The sequence below is a fragment of the Nocardiopsis sp. Huas11 genome (assembly GCF_003634495.1).
Classification (GTDB): domain Bacteria; phylum Actinomycetota; class Actinomycetes; order Streptosporangiales; family Streptosporangiaceae; genus Nocardiopsis.
Genome location: NZ_RBKY01000001.1, coordinates 4,328,092 through 4,343,552 on the forward strand (window position 1 = coordinate 4,328,092; position 15,461 = coordinate 4,343,552).

At 73.8% G+C, this 15,461-nt stretch carries 13 protein-coding genes; 7 read left to right on the top strand and 6 right to left on the bottom strand.

Features of this window, described 5'->3' with window-relative positions; all coding sequences use genetic code 11:
* The first annotated feature begins 26 nt into the window (after positions 1 to 26).
* The 5 genes from DFP74_RS19665 (at position 27) to DFP74_RS19685 (ending at position 3,834) form a co-directional block, all read left to right on the top strand.
* On the top strand, positions 27 to 428 hold the full coding sequence (locus tag DFP74_RS19665) for a molybdopterin-binding protein (protein ID WP_121183550.1): 402 nt from the start codon (positions 27 to 29) through the stop codon (positions 426 to 428).
* A complete protein-coding gene (modA, locus tag DFP74_RS19670) occupies positions 421 to 1,296 on the top strand; it encodes a molybdate ABC transporter substrate-binding protein (protein ID WP_121188380.1) in 876 nt (291 codons plus the stop codon). Before DFP74_RS19665 ends, modA begins: the two co-directional genes overlap by 8 nt.
* Positions 1,297 to 1,358: 62 nt before the next feature.
* On the top strand, positions 1,359 to 2,120 hold the full coding sequence (locus tag DFP74_RS19675) for an ABC transporter permease (protein ID WP_233571366.1): 762 nt from the start codon (positions 1,359 to 1,361) through the stop codon (positions 2,118 to 2,120).
* Positions 2,117 to 3,232 (top strand): ABC transporter ATP-binding protein, encoded by a 1,116-nt coding sequence (locus DFP74_RS19680; RefSeq protein WP_121183554.1) that lies wholly within the window; start codon positions 2,117 to 2,119, stop codon positions 3,230 to 3,232. Before DFP74_RS19675 ends, DFP74_RS19680 begins: the two co-directional genes overlap by 4 nt.
* Before the next feature lie 188 nt (positions 3,233 to 3,420).
* On the top strand, positions 3,421 to 3,834 hold the full coding sequence (locus DFP74_RS19685) for a DUF3040 domain-containing protein (protein WP_121183556.1): 414 nt from the start codon (positions 3,421 to 3,423) through the stop codon (positions 3,832 to 3,834).
* 72 nt (positions 3,835 to 3,906) lie between these two features.
* On the opposite strand, the gene DFP74_RS19690 is transcribed toward DFP74_RS19685, so the two are convergent.
* The 3 genes from DFP74_RS19690 to DFP74_RS19700 all read right to left on the bottom strand — a co-directional run bounded on the left by DFP74_RS19690 (position 3,907) and on the right by DFP74_RS19700 (position 9,151).
* The gene (locus DFP74_RS19690) at positions 3,907 to 6,423 is read right to left on the bottom strand and encodes a penicillin-binding transpeptidase domain-containing protein (RefSeq protein WP_121183558.1); all 2,517 of its coding nucleotides are present in this window, start codon (positions 6,421 to 6,423) and stop codon (positions 3,907 to 3,909) included.
* A 385-nt stretch (positions 6,424 to 6,808) separates the two neighbouring features.
* Positions 6,809 to 8,155 carry an FAD-dependent oxidoreductase gene (locus tag DFP74_RS19695; RefSeq protein ID WP_121183560.1) on the bottom strand — a complete coding sequence of 449 codons (1,347 nt, stop codon included), beginning with the start codon at positions 8,153 to 8,155 and terminating at the stop codon, positions 6,809 to 6,811.
* A 312-nt stretch (positions 8,156 to 8,467) separates the two neighbouring features.
* Positions 8,468 to 9,151, bottom strand: a complete 684-nt coding sequence (locus DFP74_RS19700; protein ID WP_121183562.1) for a 1-acyl-sn-glycerol-3-phosphate acyltransferase — start codon at positions 9,149 to 9,151, stop codon at positions 8,468 to 8,470.
* 238 nt (positions 9,152 to 9,389) lie between these two features.
* Here DFP74_RS19700 and DFP74_RS19705 point away from each other — a divergent pair, with 238 nt between their 5' ends.
* Positions 9,390 to 10,043: a cyclase family protein gene (locus DFP74_RS19705; RefSeq protein WP_121183564.1), complete on the top strand. Its 654-nt coding sequence runs from the start codon at positions 9,390 to 9,392 to the stop codon at positions 10,041 to 10,043.
* Positions 10,044 to 10,080: 37 nt separating this feature from the next.
* Here the strand turns inward: DFP74_RS19705 and DFP74_RS19710 are convergent, their stop codons facing one another.
* From DFP74_RS19710 to DFP74_RS19720, 3 genes are all read right to left on the bottom strand, one after another.
* Positions 10,081 to 12,153 (bottom strand): FUSC family protein, encoded by a 2,073-nt coding sequence (locus DFP74_RS19710; protein WP_199725920.1) that lies wholly within the window; start codon positions 12,151 to 12,153, stop codon positions 10,081 to 10,083.
* A 90-nt stretch (positions 12,154 to 12,243) separates the two neighbouring features.
* Entirely contained in the window at positions 12,244 to 13,488 is a 1,245-nt protein-coding gene (locus tag DFP74_RS19715) for a hypothetical protein (protein ID WP_121188381.1), read from the bottom strand.
* Positions 13,489 to 13,589: 101 nt separating this feature from the next.
* Complete coding sequence (locus DFP74_RS19720; RefSeq protein WP_121183568.1) at positions 13,590 to 14,132, bottom strand: GNAT family N-acetyltransferase; 543 nt, start codon at positions 14,130 to 14,132, stop codon at positions 13,590 to 13,592.
* Positions 14,133 to 14,446: 314 nt separating this feature from the next.
* On the opposite strand from DFP74_RS19720, the gene DFP74_RS19725 reads away from it, so the two are divergent.
* Entirely contained in the window at positions 14,447 to 15,376 is a 930-nt protein-coding gene (locus DFP74_RS19725; RefSeq protein ID WP_121183570.1) for a LysR family transcriptional regulator, read from the top strand.
* Positions 15,377 to 15,461 lie beyond the last annotated feature (85 nt).

Genomic DNA, 15,461 nt, shown 5'->3' on the forward strand with positions numbered 1-15,461 from the left:
CAGACGCGAGTGGTAGATTCGGGCCCATGCCGACCTACCAGATCAGCGAGGCGGCCGAGCTGCTCGGTGTCAGCTCCGACACCGTGCGGCGCTGGGTCGACTCCGGCCGCCTGCCCGCGACCCGCGACACCGCGGGCCGCCGCCACCTGGACGGGGCGGAACTGGCCGCGTTCATGCGCGCCGGGGCCGGAGCCGACCCCGGCCGCCTGGTCTCCTCCGCGCGCAACCGCTTCCGGGGCCTGGTCACCAGCCTGGTGCGCGACCAGGTCATGGCCAGCGTGGAGATCCAGGCCGGGCCGCACCGGATCGTCTCCCTGCTGAGCCGCGAGGCCGCCGACGACCTCGGTCTGGAGGTGGGCAGCCTGGCCACGGCGGTGGTGAAGTCCACCAACGTGATCGTGGAGACCGACGGTGACCGCCATGCGTGAGGCCGCCCGCAGGCCGTTCCGCGCCGACCCGTGCCGCGCCGACCTGTTGTGCGTCGGCCGCCGCGCCCGCCGTGTCCGCGGCCCGGTCGCCGTGCTCGCCGCCGCCCTGGGCCTGACCGCCTGCTCGGCCGGGGACGCCGGCTCCGGCGGCGAGGGCGGCCACGGTCTCAGCGGGGACCTCACCGTCCTGGCCGCCGCCTCCCTCACCGACGTCTTCACCGCGATCGCCGAGGACTTCGAAGAAGAGCACCCCCGCGCCCGGATCACCCTCAACTTCGCGGGCAGCAGCGAACTCGCCCAGCAGATCGACTCCGGCGCGCCCGCCGACGTGTTCGCCGCCGCGAACACCTCCACCATGGAACAGGTCGTCGGAGGGCAGGGGCTGGAGCCCGACTGGGCGGCCGAGCACGGAACCGACGGCCTGGTCTTCGCCACCAACACCCTGCGCATCGCCGTGCCCCCCGACAACCCCGCCCAGATCACCGGCTTCGCCGACCTGGCCGCGGACGGCGTCCAGGTGGCCGTGTGCGCCGAGCAGGTGCCCTGCGGCGCCGCCACCCGAGCCGCCATGGCCGCCTCGGGCGTGGAGGTCACCCCGGTCACCCTGGAGGAGGACGTGCGCGCCGTCCTGACCAAGGTCGAGCTCGGAGAGGTGGACGCGGGCCTGGTCTACGCCACCGACGTCGCCTCCGCGCACGGCCGGGTGGAGGGCTTGGAGTTCCCCGAGGCCGAGGAGGCCGTCAACGAGTACCCGATCGGCGTCCTGGCCGGTTCGGGCGCCCCCGACCTGGCCGCGGCCTGGATCGAGGCGGTCACCTCCGGCGAGGGCGCGGCCGTCCTGGCCGAGGCGGGGTTCGGCACTCCGTGACCGCCGCGACCGACCGCCGCCCGGGGCGCCGCACGCGCGTGCGGGCCGGGCGCACCCCGTGGATGCTCGTGGTCCCCGCCGTGATCGGCGTCCTCTTCCTGGTCCTGCCCTTCGCCGGGCTCCTGGTCCGGGCCCCCTGGTCCACCATGGGCGCCCGCGTCACCGACCCCGCGGTGCTGTCCGCGCTGTGGCTGTCACTGTCCACCGCCGGCGTCGCCACCGCCGTCTCCCTGCTCCTGGGCGTGCCCCTGGCCTGGCTGCTGGCGCGCACCGACTTCCCCGGGCGCCGCTTCGTGCGGGCGCTCGTGACCGTCCCCCTGGTGATCCCGCCCGTGGTGGGAGGCGTGGCGCTGCTGCTGGTGCTGGGCCGCAACGGGCTGGTCGGGCGCCACCTGGACGCCTGGTTCGGGCTGACCCTGCCCTTCACCCCGGCCGCGGTCGTCATCGCCCAGGTGTTCGTCGCCATGCCCTTCCTGGTCATCAGTGTCGAGGGCGCGCTGCGCGGGGCCGACCGCCGCTACGAGGAGGCCGCCGCCACCCTGGGCGCGAGCCGCGCCACCGTCTTCGCCCGCGTCACGCTGCCGATGGTGCTGCCCGGGATCGGCGCCGGGGCCGCCCTGTGCTGGGCGCGCGCCCTGGGCGAGTTCGGCGCCACCATCACCTTCGCCGGGAACTTCCCCGGCACCACACAGACCATGCCGCTGGCGGTGTACATCGCCATGCAGCGCGACCCGGAGGCCGCCATCGTGCTCAGCCTGGTGCTGCTCCTGGTGTCGTTGGCCGTCCTGGCCACGCTGCGCGAGAGGTGGGTGAACGCCCGATGACCCAGGACGCGCCCGCCGCGGGCGCCGGTACCGGCCCGGCGCCCGAGCCCGAGGCCGGCCTCGACGCCCGGCTGCTTCTGCGCCAGGGCGGCTTCGCGCTGGAGGTGTCCCTCACGGCACGGCCGGGGGAGGTCCTGGCGCTGCTGGGGCCCAACGGCGCGGGCAAGTCCACCGCGCTGCGGGCCCTGGCCGGGCTGGCGCCCCTGACCGGCGGGCACGTGCGGCTCGACGGCAGGGACGAGACCACCACGGCCGTCGAACGCCGCCCGATCGGCGTGGTCTTCCAGGACTACCTGCTCTTCGAGCACATGAGCGCCCTGGACAACGTCGCCTTCGGGCCGCGCTGTCAGGGCGTGCCCAAGACCGAGGCGCGCGCCCGCGCGGCCGCGCTGCTGGACCACATGGACCTGGCCGCGCACGCCCACACGCGGCCCCGCCGCCTGTCCGGCGGTCAGGCGCAGCGGGTGGCCCTGGCCCGCGCCCTGGCGGTGCGCCCACGGCTGCTGCTGCTGGACGAGCCGATGGCGGCGCTGGACGCCAGTACGCGCATCGACGTCCGCGCCCGGCTGCGCCGCCTGCTGGAGGACTTCGACGGGGTGACGGTGCTGGTCACCCACGACCCGTTGGAGGCCATGGTGCTCGCCGACCGCGTCGCGGTGATCGAGTCGGGGCGGGTCGTGCAGGAGGGCACTCCCGCCGAGGTGGCGCGGCGGCCGCGCACCGCCTACGTGGCCCGTCTGGTGGGTCTGAACCTCTTCCGCGGCCGGGGCGAGGGGGAGGTGGTCGTCCTGGACGCAGGCGACGGGGGAGGGCAAGGCGGGCCGACCCGGGTGGCGGTGCGCGAGCCGCGCGAAGGGCCGGCCCTGGTGGCCTTCCCGCCGCGCGCGGTCGCCCTGTACCCCGAGCACCCCCACGGCAGTACGCGCAACGTGTGGCGATCGACGGTGGACGGGATCGAGCGCTTCGGCGACCAGGTCCGCGTGCGTCTGGCGGGGCCGCCCGCCCTGGTCGCCGACATCACTCCCGCGGCGCTGGCCGACCTCGGCCTGGCCCACGGCGACACGGTCTGGGCGGGGGTCAAGGCCTCCGAGGTCGAGTGCTATCCACAATGAGGACCAAAGTCCGTTCCGGGAGGTGACACAGGCCTCCTACATGCTGGAACGTCCTCGTGCCGGTGACCTCGGGCGACTGAATCCGCCCCTGAAATCCGACGGACTCCTGGATATCTGGGGCCCGGCCGGGGGAGACTGTACAACACCCGGTGATGACAGTCCTTCCCCCGGCGGCTGAGGAGGGTGCCATGTCCCTGAGAGAGCATGAGCGGAGGATCCTCGCGGAGATCGAAAGGCAGCTCTCCGAGGAGGAACCGGTCCTTGCCGGACGCCTGGAGGCCTTCGGCTCGGATGATCCTGACGCTCCCGTCGACCCCAGCCTCAACAGCTGGAAGCCCTGGGTCGCGTGCGCGCTGATCGCGGCGGTCACGGCCGGACTGCTGGTCCTGCTGTTCGTCCTCACGCCCAGCGCGCCGCAGCCCTCCACGACGCCGAGCCCCGCGGGCACGTCCCAGACCACGGACCCGGCCCAGCAGGAACCGGCCGGCGCGGACCCGGCCACCGGTGATCCGCCCGTGAACGAACCGGTCGACGCCGTGCCGGGCGACATCGCCCCGGGCGAGGCCGATCCGGCCGACAGCGCTCCCGCCGACGGCGGGTAGGCACGTCCACCGGGCAGCCGCGGCGGTCGGCGGGCGACGCGCGTGGTGCGCGCCGCCCGCCGACCGCGGGCGTCAGAGCGCGTTGGTGAACGCGGCGGCCAGCGGGCCGGCCACGGATCCGCCGCCGCCACCACCCTCCACCACGATCGCGAAGGCGACGTCGCCCTTGTAGCCGACCATCCAGGCGTGGGTGGGCAGTTCGTCGTCATCGCCCTCGGGCGTGCCGAACTCGGCGCTGCCCGTCTTGCCGTACACCTCGCCCTGGAACCCGGCGTCCTTGGCGGTGCCGTCGGTGATCACCGACCGCATCATCGGCCGGATGGCCTCCGCCTGGGGGATGGGCGTGGGCTCGGGCAGCCCTTCGGCCGCGGGCTCGGTCACCAGCACCGGGTGGCGCCAGGAACCGTCGGCGATCGCGGCGGGCACCGTGGCCATGTGCAGCGGCGAGGTCAGGACCTGGCCCTGGCCGATGCTCTGCGCGCCCAGCATGGTGTCGCTGTCCACGGCCGGGAAGCTCGGGTCGAGGGCGTCCACGCCGATGTCCATCGGCGCGTTCATGCCGAACTGCTCGGCGCTGGCCTGGAGGGCGTCGGAGGAGAGCCGCTGCCCGACCTGGTCGACCAGGGCGGTGTTGCAGGAGGTCGCGAACGCCTCGGTCACCGTCTGGGCCCCGTACTCGCCCTCTCCGGCGTTGACGAAGTCCCAGCCGCCCAGGTTGTACTCCTTCGGGCAGTCCATGGCGGTGTCCGTCGTCATCCCGTTGTCCAGCAGCGAGCTGTAGGTGATGATCTTGAACGCCGACCCCGGCGGGTACTGGCCCTCGAAGGCCCGGTTGAAGCCGCCGGGCACGTTGGCCAGGGCCAGGATCTCGCCGGTGGAGGGGCGCACGGCCACCATGCCCACGTCGTCGCTGGAGTCGATGACGGCGTTGGCCGCGGCGTTCTGAACGCCCATGTCGATGCTGGTGACGATGTCCTCGCCGTCGGAGCCGTCCAGGGTCGTGACCGTGTTCTCCTCGGTGGCCTCCACCGAGTCGGGGTCCTCGGCCTGCTCGGCGTCGACCATCACGATGGTCGTGGCGGCCTCGCCCGCGAGGCGTTCCTCGTAGGTGCGCTGGAGCCCGGAGGCGCCGATCGTGTCGCCCACCTTGTAGGCCGGGCCGAGCCGCTCGACGTCCTCCTCGGTGGCCTCGCCCATGGTGCCCGCGATCATCTGCAGGGAGCCGGAGGCCTCGTCCAGGCGGCTGCCGTCGGCGGCCAGGATCTGTCCGCGCTCGCCCCACACGGTGGTGCGGGCCAGGACCTGGCCCTCGCCCAGGCCGGGGTAGGCGGTCTCGGCGGAGAACTCCACCAGCCACTCGCCGTCCTGGCGGACCAGGGGGAGCTCGCCCTCCCAGCCCCAGTCGTCGGCGTTGGCCAGGGAGACCGTGACCTCATAGGCGGCCGAACCGGTGTCGCCGTCGGCGGTGGGTTCGGCGACGGCGACGTTCACGCCTTCGACGCCCAGGCCGGTGTCGATGCCGCCCAGGATCGCGGCGGGGTCGTCGCCGGTGGTGACGGCGGCCATGCGCTCGTAGTCCTGCCCGTTCCAGGCGGCGGCGTACTCGGCCGTCGCCTCGCCGGGCTCGGGCATGGTGAGTACGTACCAGGAGACCCCGCCGCCGATGAGGAGCAGGACGACCACGGCGGAGAGCACGCCGATGATCAGTCCGCGCCGGGACTTGCGGGCCGGCGGACCGGGCGGGAAGCCCTGGTGCCCGTAGTCGTCCGGACCGTCCGGGCCGCCGGGGCCTCCCGGACCACCGGGCCCGTCGGGGCCACCGGGTCCGCCGTAGAGGTACTCGAAGCCGTCGGCGGGCTCGCCGGCCGCGGCGTGCTCGTGCCCGCGGCCCTCGGGGCCGCGTTCGTCGTAGGGGCCGGGCTCGTCGTAGGGCCGGGGCGCGCCCCCGGGATAGGGGGTCTCGCCCTGGTGGGCGGACTGCCCGGGGTAGGGGTCGTCCCAGCCCCCGGCGTCGGGGCCCTCCTCCTGCGAGGGGGCGCTCCAGGACTCGTGCGCGGGCAGTGAGCCGTCCGGGCCGCTCGCGGCCGGGACGGGGACCTCCCACGCGTCATCGGCCTGCGAGTCCCCGTACTGCGGGGGAGCGTCGTGCTGCCCGGGACCGCCGTACGCACCGGGGTTTCCGTACGCACCGGGGCCGGGCGGCGGCGCGGGCGCCGCGTGCTCACCCGGGTCGCCGTAGGCACCGGGGCCGGCGGGCTCCTGGGGACGCGGGGTCCCGTACTCGCCGGGGCCGGGTCCGCCGAAGGCCTGGGGCGGCTCGGGCGCCGCGAACGCGCCGGAGCCCGCGGAGGGCTCGTCGGCGTCGGGGCGCGGGTCCCACGCCCGGGGAGGAGTGGTCGGAACGGACGGGGCAGGGTCCGCGGGGCGCGGTTGCGCGTAACCAGGGCCTCCGGCGCCGGTGGGGCGGGCGCTGTCGGAGGGCTGGGGGATGCGATAAGGATTCTCCGGCCGCGTACCGGGTCTCGGGGGTTCGCCCGATCCGGGGAGCGGCCCGGAGGAATCCGGCTGCCGGGGGGACCGTTCGTCCACGCCTGACCGTCCTTCGTAGAGATCCATGGAGATACCAGAATGCCCCACTCCCACCGTGGCGGGAGCGGGGCATCAGGTCGAGGGCCGGCGTGGCGGTCGCCTCTCGGCGCGGGGCACAACGGGGCTCCTGGCCGTACGGTCGACCACCTCGGAAGGCGATCGCCGGACGCGGTATTCCGCGAAGGCAATAGTTGAGGCCCGGGGGACACTTGCTACCACACCGACCAACAGTGACTCTAACTCATCCGGCCGGGCCGTTGTTCCTGAGCCGGAAGGGAAGTCGCATGCGCAATCTCACGGTGGAATCGGGCCCCGGTCGGGGAACACGCGAAGGCCGGCCCCGCCAAGGGGAGCGGGGCCGGCCGGGAAGCACACGCGGTGCAGGTCAGTCCTGGCGCGCGATGCTGGTCTGCTCCTCGCGGCTGCGCAGCTTGAGGCGCTTGCGGCCGCGCTCGGCGCCGAGCTCCTCCTCCTTGGCCTCGATCCGCTTCCAGCCCTCCCAGCTCGTGTAGCCCACGCCGCGCTCGGCGAGCAGGGACCGGAAGGCGACCGGGTCGGGCTCGGCCGCGGGGGTGAAGGACTCGCGGTCGGCCACCAGGTTGGTGATGGTCTCCAGGGCGTCGCCCTTGGTGTGGCCGATCAGGCCCACGGGGCCGCGCTTGATCCAGCCGGTGGCGTAGACGCCGTCGACCGGCTGCTCGTCCAGGTCCAGGACCCGGCCCTCGGCGTTGGGGACGACCCCGCGCTCGTCGTCGAAGGGCAGGTCGGCCAGGGGCGATCCCAGGTAGCCGATGGCGCGGTAGACGGCCTGGACCTCGTGGTCGACGTACTCGCCGGTGCCGCGGACGGACCCGTCGCCGGCCAGCTCCATGCGCTCGGTGCGCAGACCGGTGACCCGGTCCTGGCCCAGGATCTCCACGGGGCTGTGCAGGAAGTGCAGGTGCAGGCGGCGCTCGGCGCCGCGCGGGTCGCGGATCGCCCAGTTCTGCAGGACCTTGACGTTGGTCTTGACCTGGTTGGACGCCTCGCAGGCCTGGAGGCTGCCCTCGTCCATCTCGAAGTCCTCGGGATAGACGATGACCTCGACGCCGGGCTGCTTGTCCAGCTCGCGCAGCTCCATCGGGGTGGCCTTGCACTGGGCGATGCCGCGCCGCGCGAACACGTGGACGTCGGTGATCTGCTTGGCGCGCAGGCTCTCGTAGACGTTGTCGGTGATGTCGGTCTGCAGCAGGTCGTCGGCGTCCTTGGCCAGGATGCGCGCGACGTCGACGGCGACGTTGCCCGCGCCGATGACGGCGACGCTCGTGCCCTCGACGTGCCAGGACGGCGAGACGTCGGGGTGGGAGTCGTACCAGAAGACGAAGTCGGCGGCACCGTGGCTGCCGTGCAGGTCGGCACCGGGGATGTCCAGCGGCCGGTCGCGGTCGCTGCCGGTGGCGAAGATGACGGCGTCGTAGTGGTGGCGCAGGTCCTCGAGTTTGAGGTCCACGCCGTACTCGACGTTGCCGTAGAAGGTGATCTCCGGCTTGTCCAGGATCTTGTGCAGGGCACCCTGGATCTGCTTGATCCGCGGGTGGTCCGGGGCCACGCCGTAGCGGACCAGTCCGTAGGGGGCGGGCAGCTTGTCGAGGATGTCGATGCTGACGGACGTGCCGCACGCGGACAGGGTCTCGTCCTTGGTGAGCAGGTCCGCGGCATAGATTCCCGCGGGGCCCGCACCCACGATTCCCACTCGCAGTGGTCGCGTCATCGCACAGCTCCAAGTCTTCGCGCCAGGGTCGGACGCCATTGGTAAGGCTTGCCTAATCTATCCGGTGCTGCCACCGGGAAAACCTACTATAATGGTAGGCAATCCTCGGGCCGACCTCAGGGGGCGGATCGCGGCCGCGACCGGTGTCCGCCGCGGATTCCCAGGCGGGGCCGGGCTTCCGGCTGCCCTGGGGGTCGCGTGCGAACCCTCACGGTGGGGTCAACGCTCCGTCACCGGCGATTCAGCCCCGACTTCGCTGTGGGGAAAGTCACCGTCCCCACGAGCGGAAACGGGCTATCCCTGCTCCAGTTCGGCCTTCACCGAGGCCGCGAAGCGCGGGACCTGCTCCTGTCCGGAGAGCTCGGCGATGGCCGACATGACGGCGTCGGTGGCCTCGCGGCGCGGTCGCGCCTTGTGCGCCAGGCCCTTCCACGGGGACAGGTCCACCGGCTCGCCGAAGCGCACGCCCACGCGGTTGAGCGAGGGGATCCGCCGCCCGGCGGGCAGGATCCGCTCGGTCCCGGCCAGCGCCACCGGCACCACCGGGGCGCCCGAGGTCAGCGCCAGCCACGCCAGACCGGTCTGGCCGCGGTAGAGCCGGCCGTCGGGGGAGCGCGTGCCCTCGGGGAAGATACCGAAGACCTCGCCGCTCTCCAGGACCGCGAGGCTGTTGTCCATCGCCTCCTGTGCGCTCTGGCCGGGGCGGCGGTCCACCGCCAGCTGCCCGAAGGAGCGCAAAAGGGCGGTCAGGGCCCGCTTGGGCAGCGTGGCCTCGTCGAACAGCTCCTGCTTGGCGATGAAGCGGACCTGGCGGGGGCAGGCGACGCCGATGAAGAGCGGGTCGATCAGCGCCAGGTGGTTGGCGGCCAGGATGACCGGTCCCCGGCGGGGGACGTGGTGCGCGCCCTCGACCTGCTGGGGCCAGGCCAGGCGGCTCGCCGGCGCGACCACGACCTTGGCTGCTCCGTACAGTGTCACGATGTCTCGCCCCTTCCGGGTGGTCCGTGGGTGATGCGGACTCCCGGGGCTCATCCGTGGTCCGTCGACACCGAGCCTATCGGGGCGCGGAAGCGGGTGGCCGGGGCGAGGTCCGCCACATCTCCTTGCCCAGAACCCTGCCGTGATGTGGGCCACAGGCGATAGTCTCATGGTCTAGACCTTTGGCGCCGGTCAGAGGTCCTGATCACGCGCTCCGAAGCGAGGAAGAACGTCAGCCATGGGCAAACTCGTCGACGTCAGTCACCAAGTCAGCGATGGGATGATCACGTACCCGGGGATCCCGGAACCGGCGATCGAAGAGGGTTCGGCCGTGCCCGGCGCCGCACCGGGCCTCGGCAAGAGCAGCGGCCGGGTCGAGATGGTCGGTGCCACCGGCACCTACGTGGACATGCCCGCGCACCGCTACCGCGACGGCGCGGACTCGGCCGATCTGGACCTGGAGCGCGTCGCCGACCTGCCCGGAATCGTGGTGGACGCCACCTCCGCCGCCCAGATCGGCCCCGAGGTCTTCGCCGGGCTGGACCTGCGCGGGCGCGCGGTCCTGGTCCGCACGGGGTGGGACCGCAACTGGCGGACCGAGGCCTACGGCGGCGACGACCACCCGCACCTGACCGAGCTCGCCGCCAAGACCCTGGTGGAGAGCGGCGCGGTGCTCGTGGGCATCGACGGCGTGGGCGTGGACGACACCTCGCCCTCGGCCGAGGGCGCGCGGCCCGCGCTGGCCGTGCTCCTGGCGGCGGGCGTCCCGGTCGTCTCGCACCTGTGCCTGCTCGACCGGCTGCCCGAGGAGGGCTTCCGGTTCTTCGCGGTTCCGGCCAAGATCCGCGGCATGGCGGCCTTCCCCGTCCGGGCGTTCGCCGTCCTCGACTGAGGACCCCGCCTCCGGTCCCGGCGGCGGCCGGGACCGGTCAGAGGTCGGCGTCGACGTCGCCCTGGGCCCGCCGCCGTTCGCGCTGGGCCCGGCGCTCGGCCTCCAGGCGCGCGGCGCGCTCGTCCTGGGCCACCGCACTGGTCATCGCGTTGGACAGGGCGTGCAGCTCCATGTTGATCCGCGGATAGGCGGTCAGCCGCGGTAGCGCGCCCAGTCGCGGGGTGCGCTGCTCCTCCATCGAGGCGACCAGCTCCCGCAGGGCCAGGTCGACCCGTTGCAGGGTGATCGTGCCGACCTCGGCGGGCCTGTCCAGCGCCAGGGCCGACAGCGCCAGGTAGCCCGTGCGCTGGGTGGCGACCACGACCGGCCACAGGGGCTGGGTGGAGGCGCTGCGGGGCACGTCCCCCAGCGCGCTCTCGTACACCCCGCGCAGGTTCACCAGGGCCGCCCGCATGTCCCGGCGCAGCCGGTAGCGGCGCTCGGGGCCGATGCTGACCTCCTGGTCCAGAACGGCCACCATGCACTCGCGCGCGGTCTCCAGGACCGCGACGATCGCCTGCGGCAGGCGGGTGGCCGAGGCCTTGCGCCACAGCAGCAGGGCGCCGGCCAGGCCGAAGGCGGACCCGACCAGGGTGTCGATGATCCGGGCGCCGGCCAGTTCCTGGAGCACCTGCGGGGCCGCGGTGTAGGACAGCAGCAGCGCCATCGGGGTGATGAGGATGGACGCGTAGAAGAAGTTGCGGCCCACCACGAGCTGGGTGAGCCCCATGAACAGCCCCGCCAGGAGCACCACACCGCTCAGCGGAAGACCGAGGGTGAGCAGGTAGGTGCCGCCCAGGACACCGATCAGGGTGCCCAGGGAGCGCTGGACCGAGCGGTTCAGGGCCAGCACGACGGTGCCGCCCTGGAGCACGGCGGTGGCGGTGATCGCCACCCAGTAGTAGTGGTCCAGGCCCAGCCACAGCCCGAACGCCCCCGCGGCCGTCACGGTGATCCACATCCGCAGCGCGGTCGGCCGCACGAGCGACTCCGCGCTCAGGCTGAAGCGCAGCGCGTCCCACAGCGCCGGATACCGGGTGTCGTGCAGGGTGTCGGTGCGCTCGTCGTCGTCCTCCCCGCCCGTACGGCGGCCCGCGTGGGCGGCCCGGGCCAGGAGCCCGTACAGGCGCGACTCCAGCGAGCGCGGCCGCAGGCCCCGGCGGAACTCGTCGAGTTCGTCGGGGTCGGGCGTGCGGTCGGGGACGGGGACCGCCCGGGCCATCCGCTCGGCGAAGTCGGCGGCGGCCTCGGGCAGGGGCGTGGTCCGGGCCAGGCACACCTGGGTGGCGGCCAGGTGGATGTCGGACACCCAGCGCAGCAGCGCGCGCAGCCGGGCGGCCTCGGGGGTGGACCGGTACCCGCGCGTCTGGGCCAGCAGGACGATGCGCCAGGCCTCGGCGACCGCCACCGACGCCTGGTGCTGGGCGTGGTCGAGTTCGGGCCGGCCCACCGCCCGCAGCAGCGCGGCCAACTGCTGGAAGGCTCCCGAGACGGCCCGGTACTCCGGGTGGCGGGCCCGGACGGGCGCCCCGGACATCGACACGGCCCAGCCCACGGCCGCGCCCAGCGCGGCCAGGGCGGCGTGCAGCGGCACGTCGGCCCAGCCGCCGGGGGCGATGGTGGAGATGGCGCCGACCAGGACGAAGAACAGCGGGCCCGGCTTGTCCACGCGCCAGGCCGCGCACACCCAGGTGGCCACCCCCGCGGTGAGGCCGATGGAGACGACCGAGGCCCACACCGACAGCGACGACGCCAGGGAGCCGAAGGTCACGCTCGCCACGAACCCGAGCCCGACCAGGGCCAGGGCGGCGGAGCGGTAGGCGTAGGGCGTCTTCTTCTCGTAGAGGACCGTCATGGAGCCCAGCGCGGCCAGCGTGCCCAGTTGCGGGGTGAACAGCCAGGCGGCCAGTCCGAACGACAGCGCCATGGCGATGCTGGCCTGGACGGCCGTCGTCCAGGCCCACTGGCCCGGCTCCAGCCCGAAGACCGCCTTGAGGTCGACCCGGGGCTGGGGGCGTTGCGCCACCTGTACGCGTTCGGGTCCTTCGCCGGCGGAGCCGTCCATCTTCATCGGACCGGTCTCACCCGTGGTTCCCAGATCTCGCACGCTCCCCATCCTAGACGGGCACGAACAGGGAGGTAGGGGACCAGGGGCGGCGTGCTAGGTCGTCTCGGCCGCGGAGGAGGGGGCGGCGTCACGGTCGGCCCCGGCGCGCTCCGCCCGCTCCTCGGCCCGGATCCGCGCCTGCTCGGCCACCGCCAGGCGGGCGGCCGCGGCCTCACGGGCCTCGGCCAGGGTGGTCTCGGCGTGGCGGCGCTGCGCGTCGAGTTCGCTGGTCAAACGCTCACGGTCGGCGACCGACCGGGCCAGCTCGGCGGTGAGGCGCTCGCGTTCGGCCGCGGCGGCCGCGCGGTCGGACTCCAGGTGCCGCCGGGCGCGCTCGGCTTCGGCGGCGAAGCGCTCCCGCTCCGCGGCGAGTGTGTCCAGCGCCTCGCTCGCCCGCGTCTCGGCGCGGTCGGCACGGGCCGCCTCCCGTTCGGCCGCCAGGGCGGCCTCGTCGCGGGCGCGGGCACTGGCGGCGGCCTCGGCGCGCAACCGCTCGGACAGGGCCCGCAGCTCCTCGGCCTCGGTGCGCAGGTGGTCGGCCTCGGCCGTGGCGTGCTGGAGCCGTCGCGCGGCATCGGCCCGGTCGCGTTCGCGTTCGGCGCGCGCGCGTTCCTCGGTCAGGGTGATCCGGCGCTCGGCGGAGGCCAGCCCGGCGTTGGCCTCGGCGACGGCGGCGTCGCGCTCGGCGCCGGCCCGTTCGGCCTCCTCCGCCAGGCGGTCGCGCTCGGCCTCGGCGGCGTTCCTGCGCTCGACGGCCTCCTCTGCCATCCGCTCGGCCGCCTGGGTGGCGGCGACGGCGGAGGCGGCGGCGCTCTCGGCGGCGCGGCGGGCGGTCTCGGCCTCCCGTCGCCGGTTCTCCGCCTCCAGGCGGGCCGCGTCGGCCTCGGCGGCGCGCCGCGCGCCCGCCAGCCGGGCGGCCTCGACCTGGGCCTCGGCGGCGGCCGGGTCGGTCATGGTGGTGAAGGCCTCGGTGGCCGAGCGCAGGGTGGCGCTGAGCTGTTCGCTCTGGACCGCGAACCGGGTGAGCAGGTCGTCGGCGCGCAGGCGCGCGGCCGTGACGGGTTCGGCTCCGAGTGCGGCGCCGGAGGCGGCGGCACCGTCCCCGTCCTCCTGGGCCGCCCGCGACTCCCCCTCGAGCCGTTCGGCCTCCTGGGCCTGGCGCTGGCGCTCCTTCCAGGCGCGCCAGCGGGTGTGCTCGGGCAGGTCGCAGTACTGGGGCGGGCGTCCGGGGGAGGTGCCGCGCGGGACCGGCCTGTCGCAGCCGGGGAAGGTGCAGGTGCTGGAGTCGGAGGTGGCCACGGGGTGAGCGTAGCGGTTGGGCCCGTCGGGGGAGGGGGCCACACGCGCGGGCGCCCCCGCACGGGTGCGGGGGCGCCGGGCGCTGGGGGATGGGGCGCGGGTCAGTCCGCGGCGCCGAGGCCGTCCACGCGGCAGACCATGGTGGTCACGAAGGGCCGGAAGCCCTCCTGCTCGAGGAAGCGGATGTCCTCGGCGCTGGTCGCCAGGGCGGAGAACTCGATGTCGCGGATTCCCATCGAGGAGATCTGGCGCCGCACTTCCTCCAGGAGCTTGGAGCCCACACCGGTGCCGGTGTACTCCGGGTCGATCGCGAAGGTCTGCACGACGGCGACGCGGTCGCCGCGGTCCCAGCTGCCCTGGGCGTTCTCGCGAACGGTCACCATCGCGTACCCGGCCAGGTCGCCCGCCTTCTCGGCGAGGACGGCCATGGTGTCGGGGTCGGCGAGCCAGGCCTGGTACTGGGCCCGGCGGCGCCGCCAGGACTCGTCCATGCTGACGGCGCTGATGATGTCCGCGAGGTGCGGGGCGGTCACGGTGTGCTGCTGGTGGAGGGCGCCCCACAGGTCGGCCAGCTCGTCTACCTCGTGCGCTCCCAGGTAACGAAAGCCAAGAACGCCGACGTCAGAAGGTCGCGGTTTGGTCATCAGCGAATTTTGCATTTTCTTCTCACCCGTTCCGCCAGCATGGGGGTATCGTCCCCCGAAGCCCGAAGAGCTCGGACCAGTGGTTGCGCTGTGTTCCGACTGTACGTTCCGGTACGCCCCAGAACATGCACGACACGGGGAAAGAGATGCCCGAGATCCGTATAGAAGAAAAAGAGAGATTCTTTCGTTTTGGGATGGCCGCTGGAGGGGTGGTCCGGCGGTGTTGGACGATGTGCACGGAATCACGTCACGAACACGGTCGATGTGGCCGAAACGTCCAGGAAACGTAAGCGTTCTGCCATAAATTGGTGGGCATGATCGACGTTCGGCGGTTGCAGCTCCTGCAGGCACTCGACCACCACCACACGGTGGCGGCCACGGCCGAGGCGCTCAACGTCACACCCTCGGCGGTCTCCCAGCAGCTCTCCGTCCTGGCCAAGGAGGCCGGGGTCCCCCTCGTGGAGCGCAAGGGCCGCCGCTTCCTGCTGACCGGGGCCGCCCGCGTCCTGCTCCAGCGGGCGCACGTGATCTTCGCGGAGATGGAGCGCGCCACCGCAGACCTGGCCGAGTTCGCCGACGGCGACCGCGGCGTCATCCGCGTCGGCTCCTTCTCCACCGGTATCAGCGACCTGATCGCCCCCGCCCTGGCGCGCCTGCGCTCCAGCCACCCGGGATGGTCCTTCGAGGTCGTGCAGGCCGAGCCGGAGGAGAGCACCGAGATGGTGCGCTCGGGCCGCCTGGACGTGGCCCTGACGATGTCCACCGCCGACCTGCCCGCCCACGGCGACCCGGACTTTCGCACCGACCCGGTGATGGTCGAGTTGTTCGACGCGATCCTGCCCTACCAGCACCCGCTGGCCGCGCACACCTCGCTCGACCTGGCCGCGGACCTGGCCGACCAGGACTGGATCATGTCCGCCCCGGGCACGGCCTGGCACTCCTGTGTGACCGCCGCGTGCAATCAGGCCGGCTTCCAGCCGCGCGTGGTCCACACCGTGGACGACTTCAGCGCCGTCTTCGCCCTGGTCCAGGCGGGACTGGGCGTGGCGCTCATGCCCCGGCTGGCCTGGACCGGCCTGAACACGCCGCAGATCGTGGTGCGCGGCGTGCGCGAGACGGCGCGCCGCCACATCGTCTCCCTGTGCCGGGCCGGCGCCAGCCCCGAACCGCTGCTGGCCGCCGTGCGCGAGGCCGCGAGCAAGGTCCCCGTGCCCTCGGTCGGGCCCTTCGCCATCGCGGGCTGAGCCGCACCCGGCCGCACCCGGCCGCACCCGGCCGCACCCGGCCGCACCCGGCCGCACCCGGCCGGGTACGGCCCGGTGCGGTCCC

Coding starts and splice junctions, on each gene's coding strand:
- DFP74_RS19665 (WP_121183550.1), top strand. CDS start 27: ATGCCGACCTACCAGATCAGCGAGGCGGCCGAGCTGCTCGGTGTCAGC.
- modA (WP_121188380.1), top strand. CDS start 421: ATGCGTGAGGCCGCCCGCAGGCCGTTCCGCGCCGACCCGTGCCGCGCC.
- DFP74_RS19675 (WP_233571366.1), top strand. CDS start 1,359: ATGCTCGTGGTCCCCGCCGTGATCGGCGTCCTCTTCCTGGTCCTGCCC.
- DFP74_RS19680 (WP_121183554.1), top strand. CDS start 2,117: ATGACCCAGGACGCGCCCGCCGCGGGCGCCGGTACCGGCCCGGCGCCC.
- DFP74_RS19685 (WP_121183556.1), top strand. CDS start 3,421: ATGTCCCTGAGAGAGCATGAGCGGAGGATCCTCGCGGAGATCGAAAGG.
- DFP74_RS19705 (WP_121183564.1), top strand. CDS start 9,390: ATGGGCAAACTCGTCGACGTCAGTCACCAAGTCAGCGATGGGATGATC.
- DFP74_RS19710 (WP_199725920.1), bottom strand. CDS start 12,153: ATGAAGATGGACGGCTCCGCCGGCGAAGGACCCGAACGCGTACAGGTG.
- DFP74_RS19720 (WP_121183568.1), bottom strand. CDS start 14,132: ATGACCAAACCGCGACCTTCTGACGTCGGCGTTCTTGGCTTTCGTTAC.
- DFP74_RS19725 (WP_121183570.1), top strand. CDS start 14,447: ATGATCGACGTTCGGCGGTTGCAGCTCCTGCAGGCACTCGACCACCAC.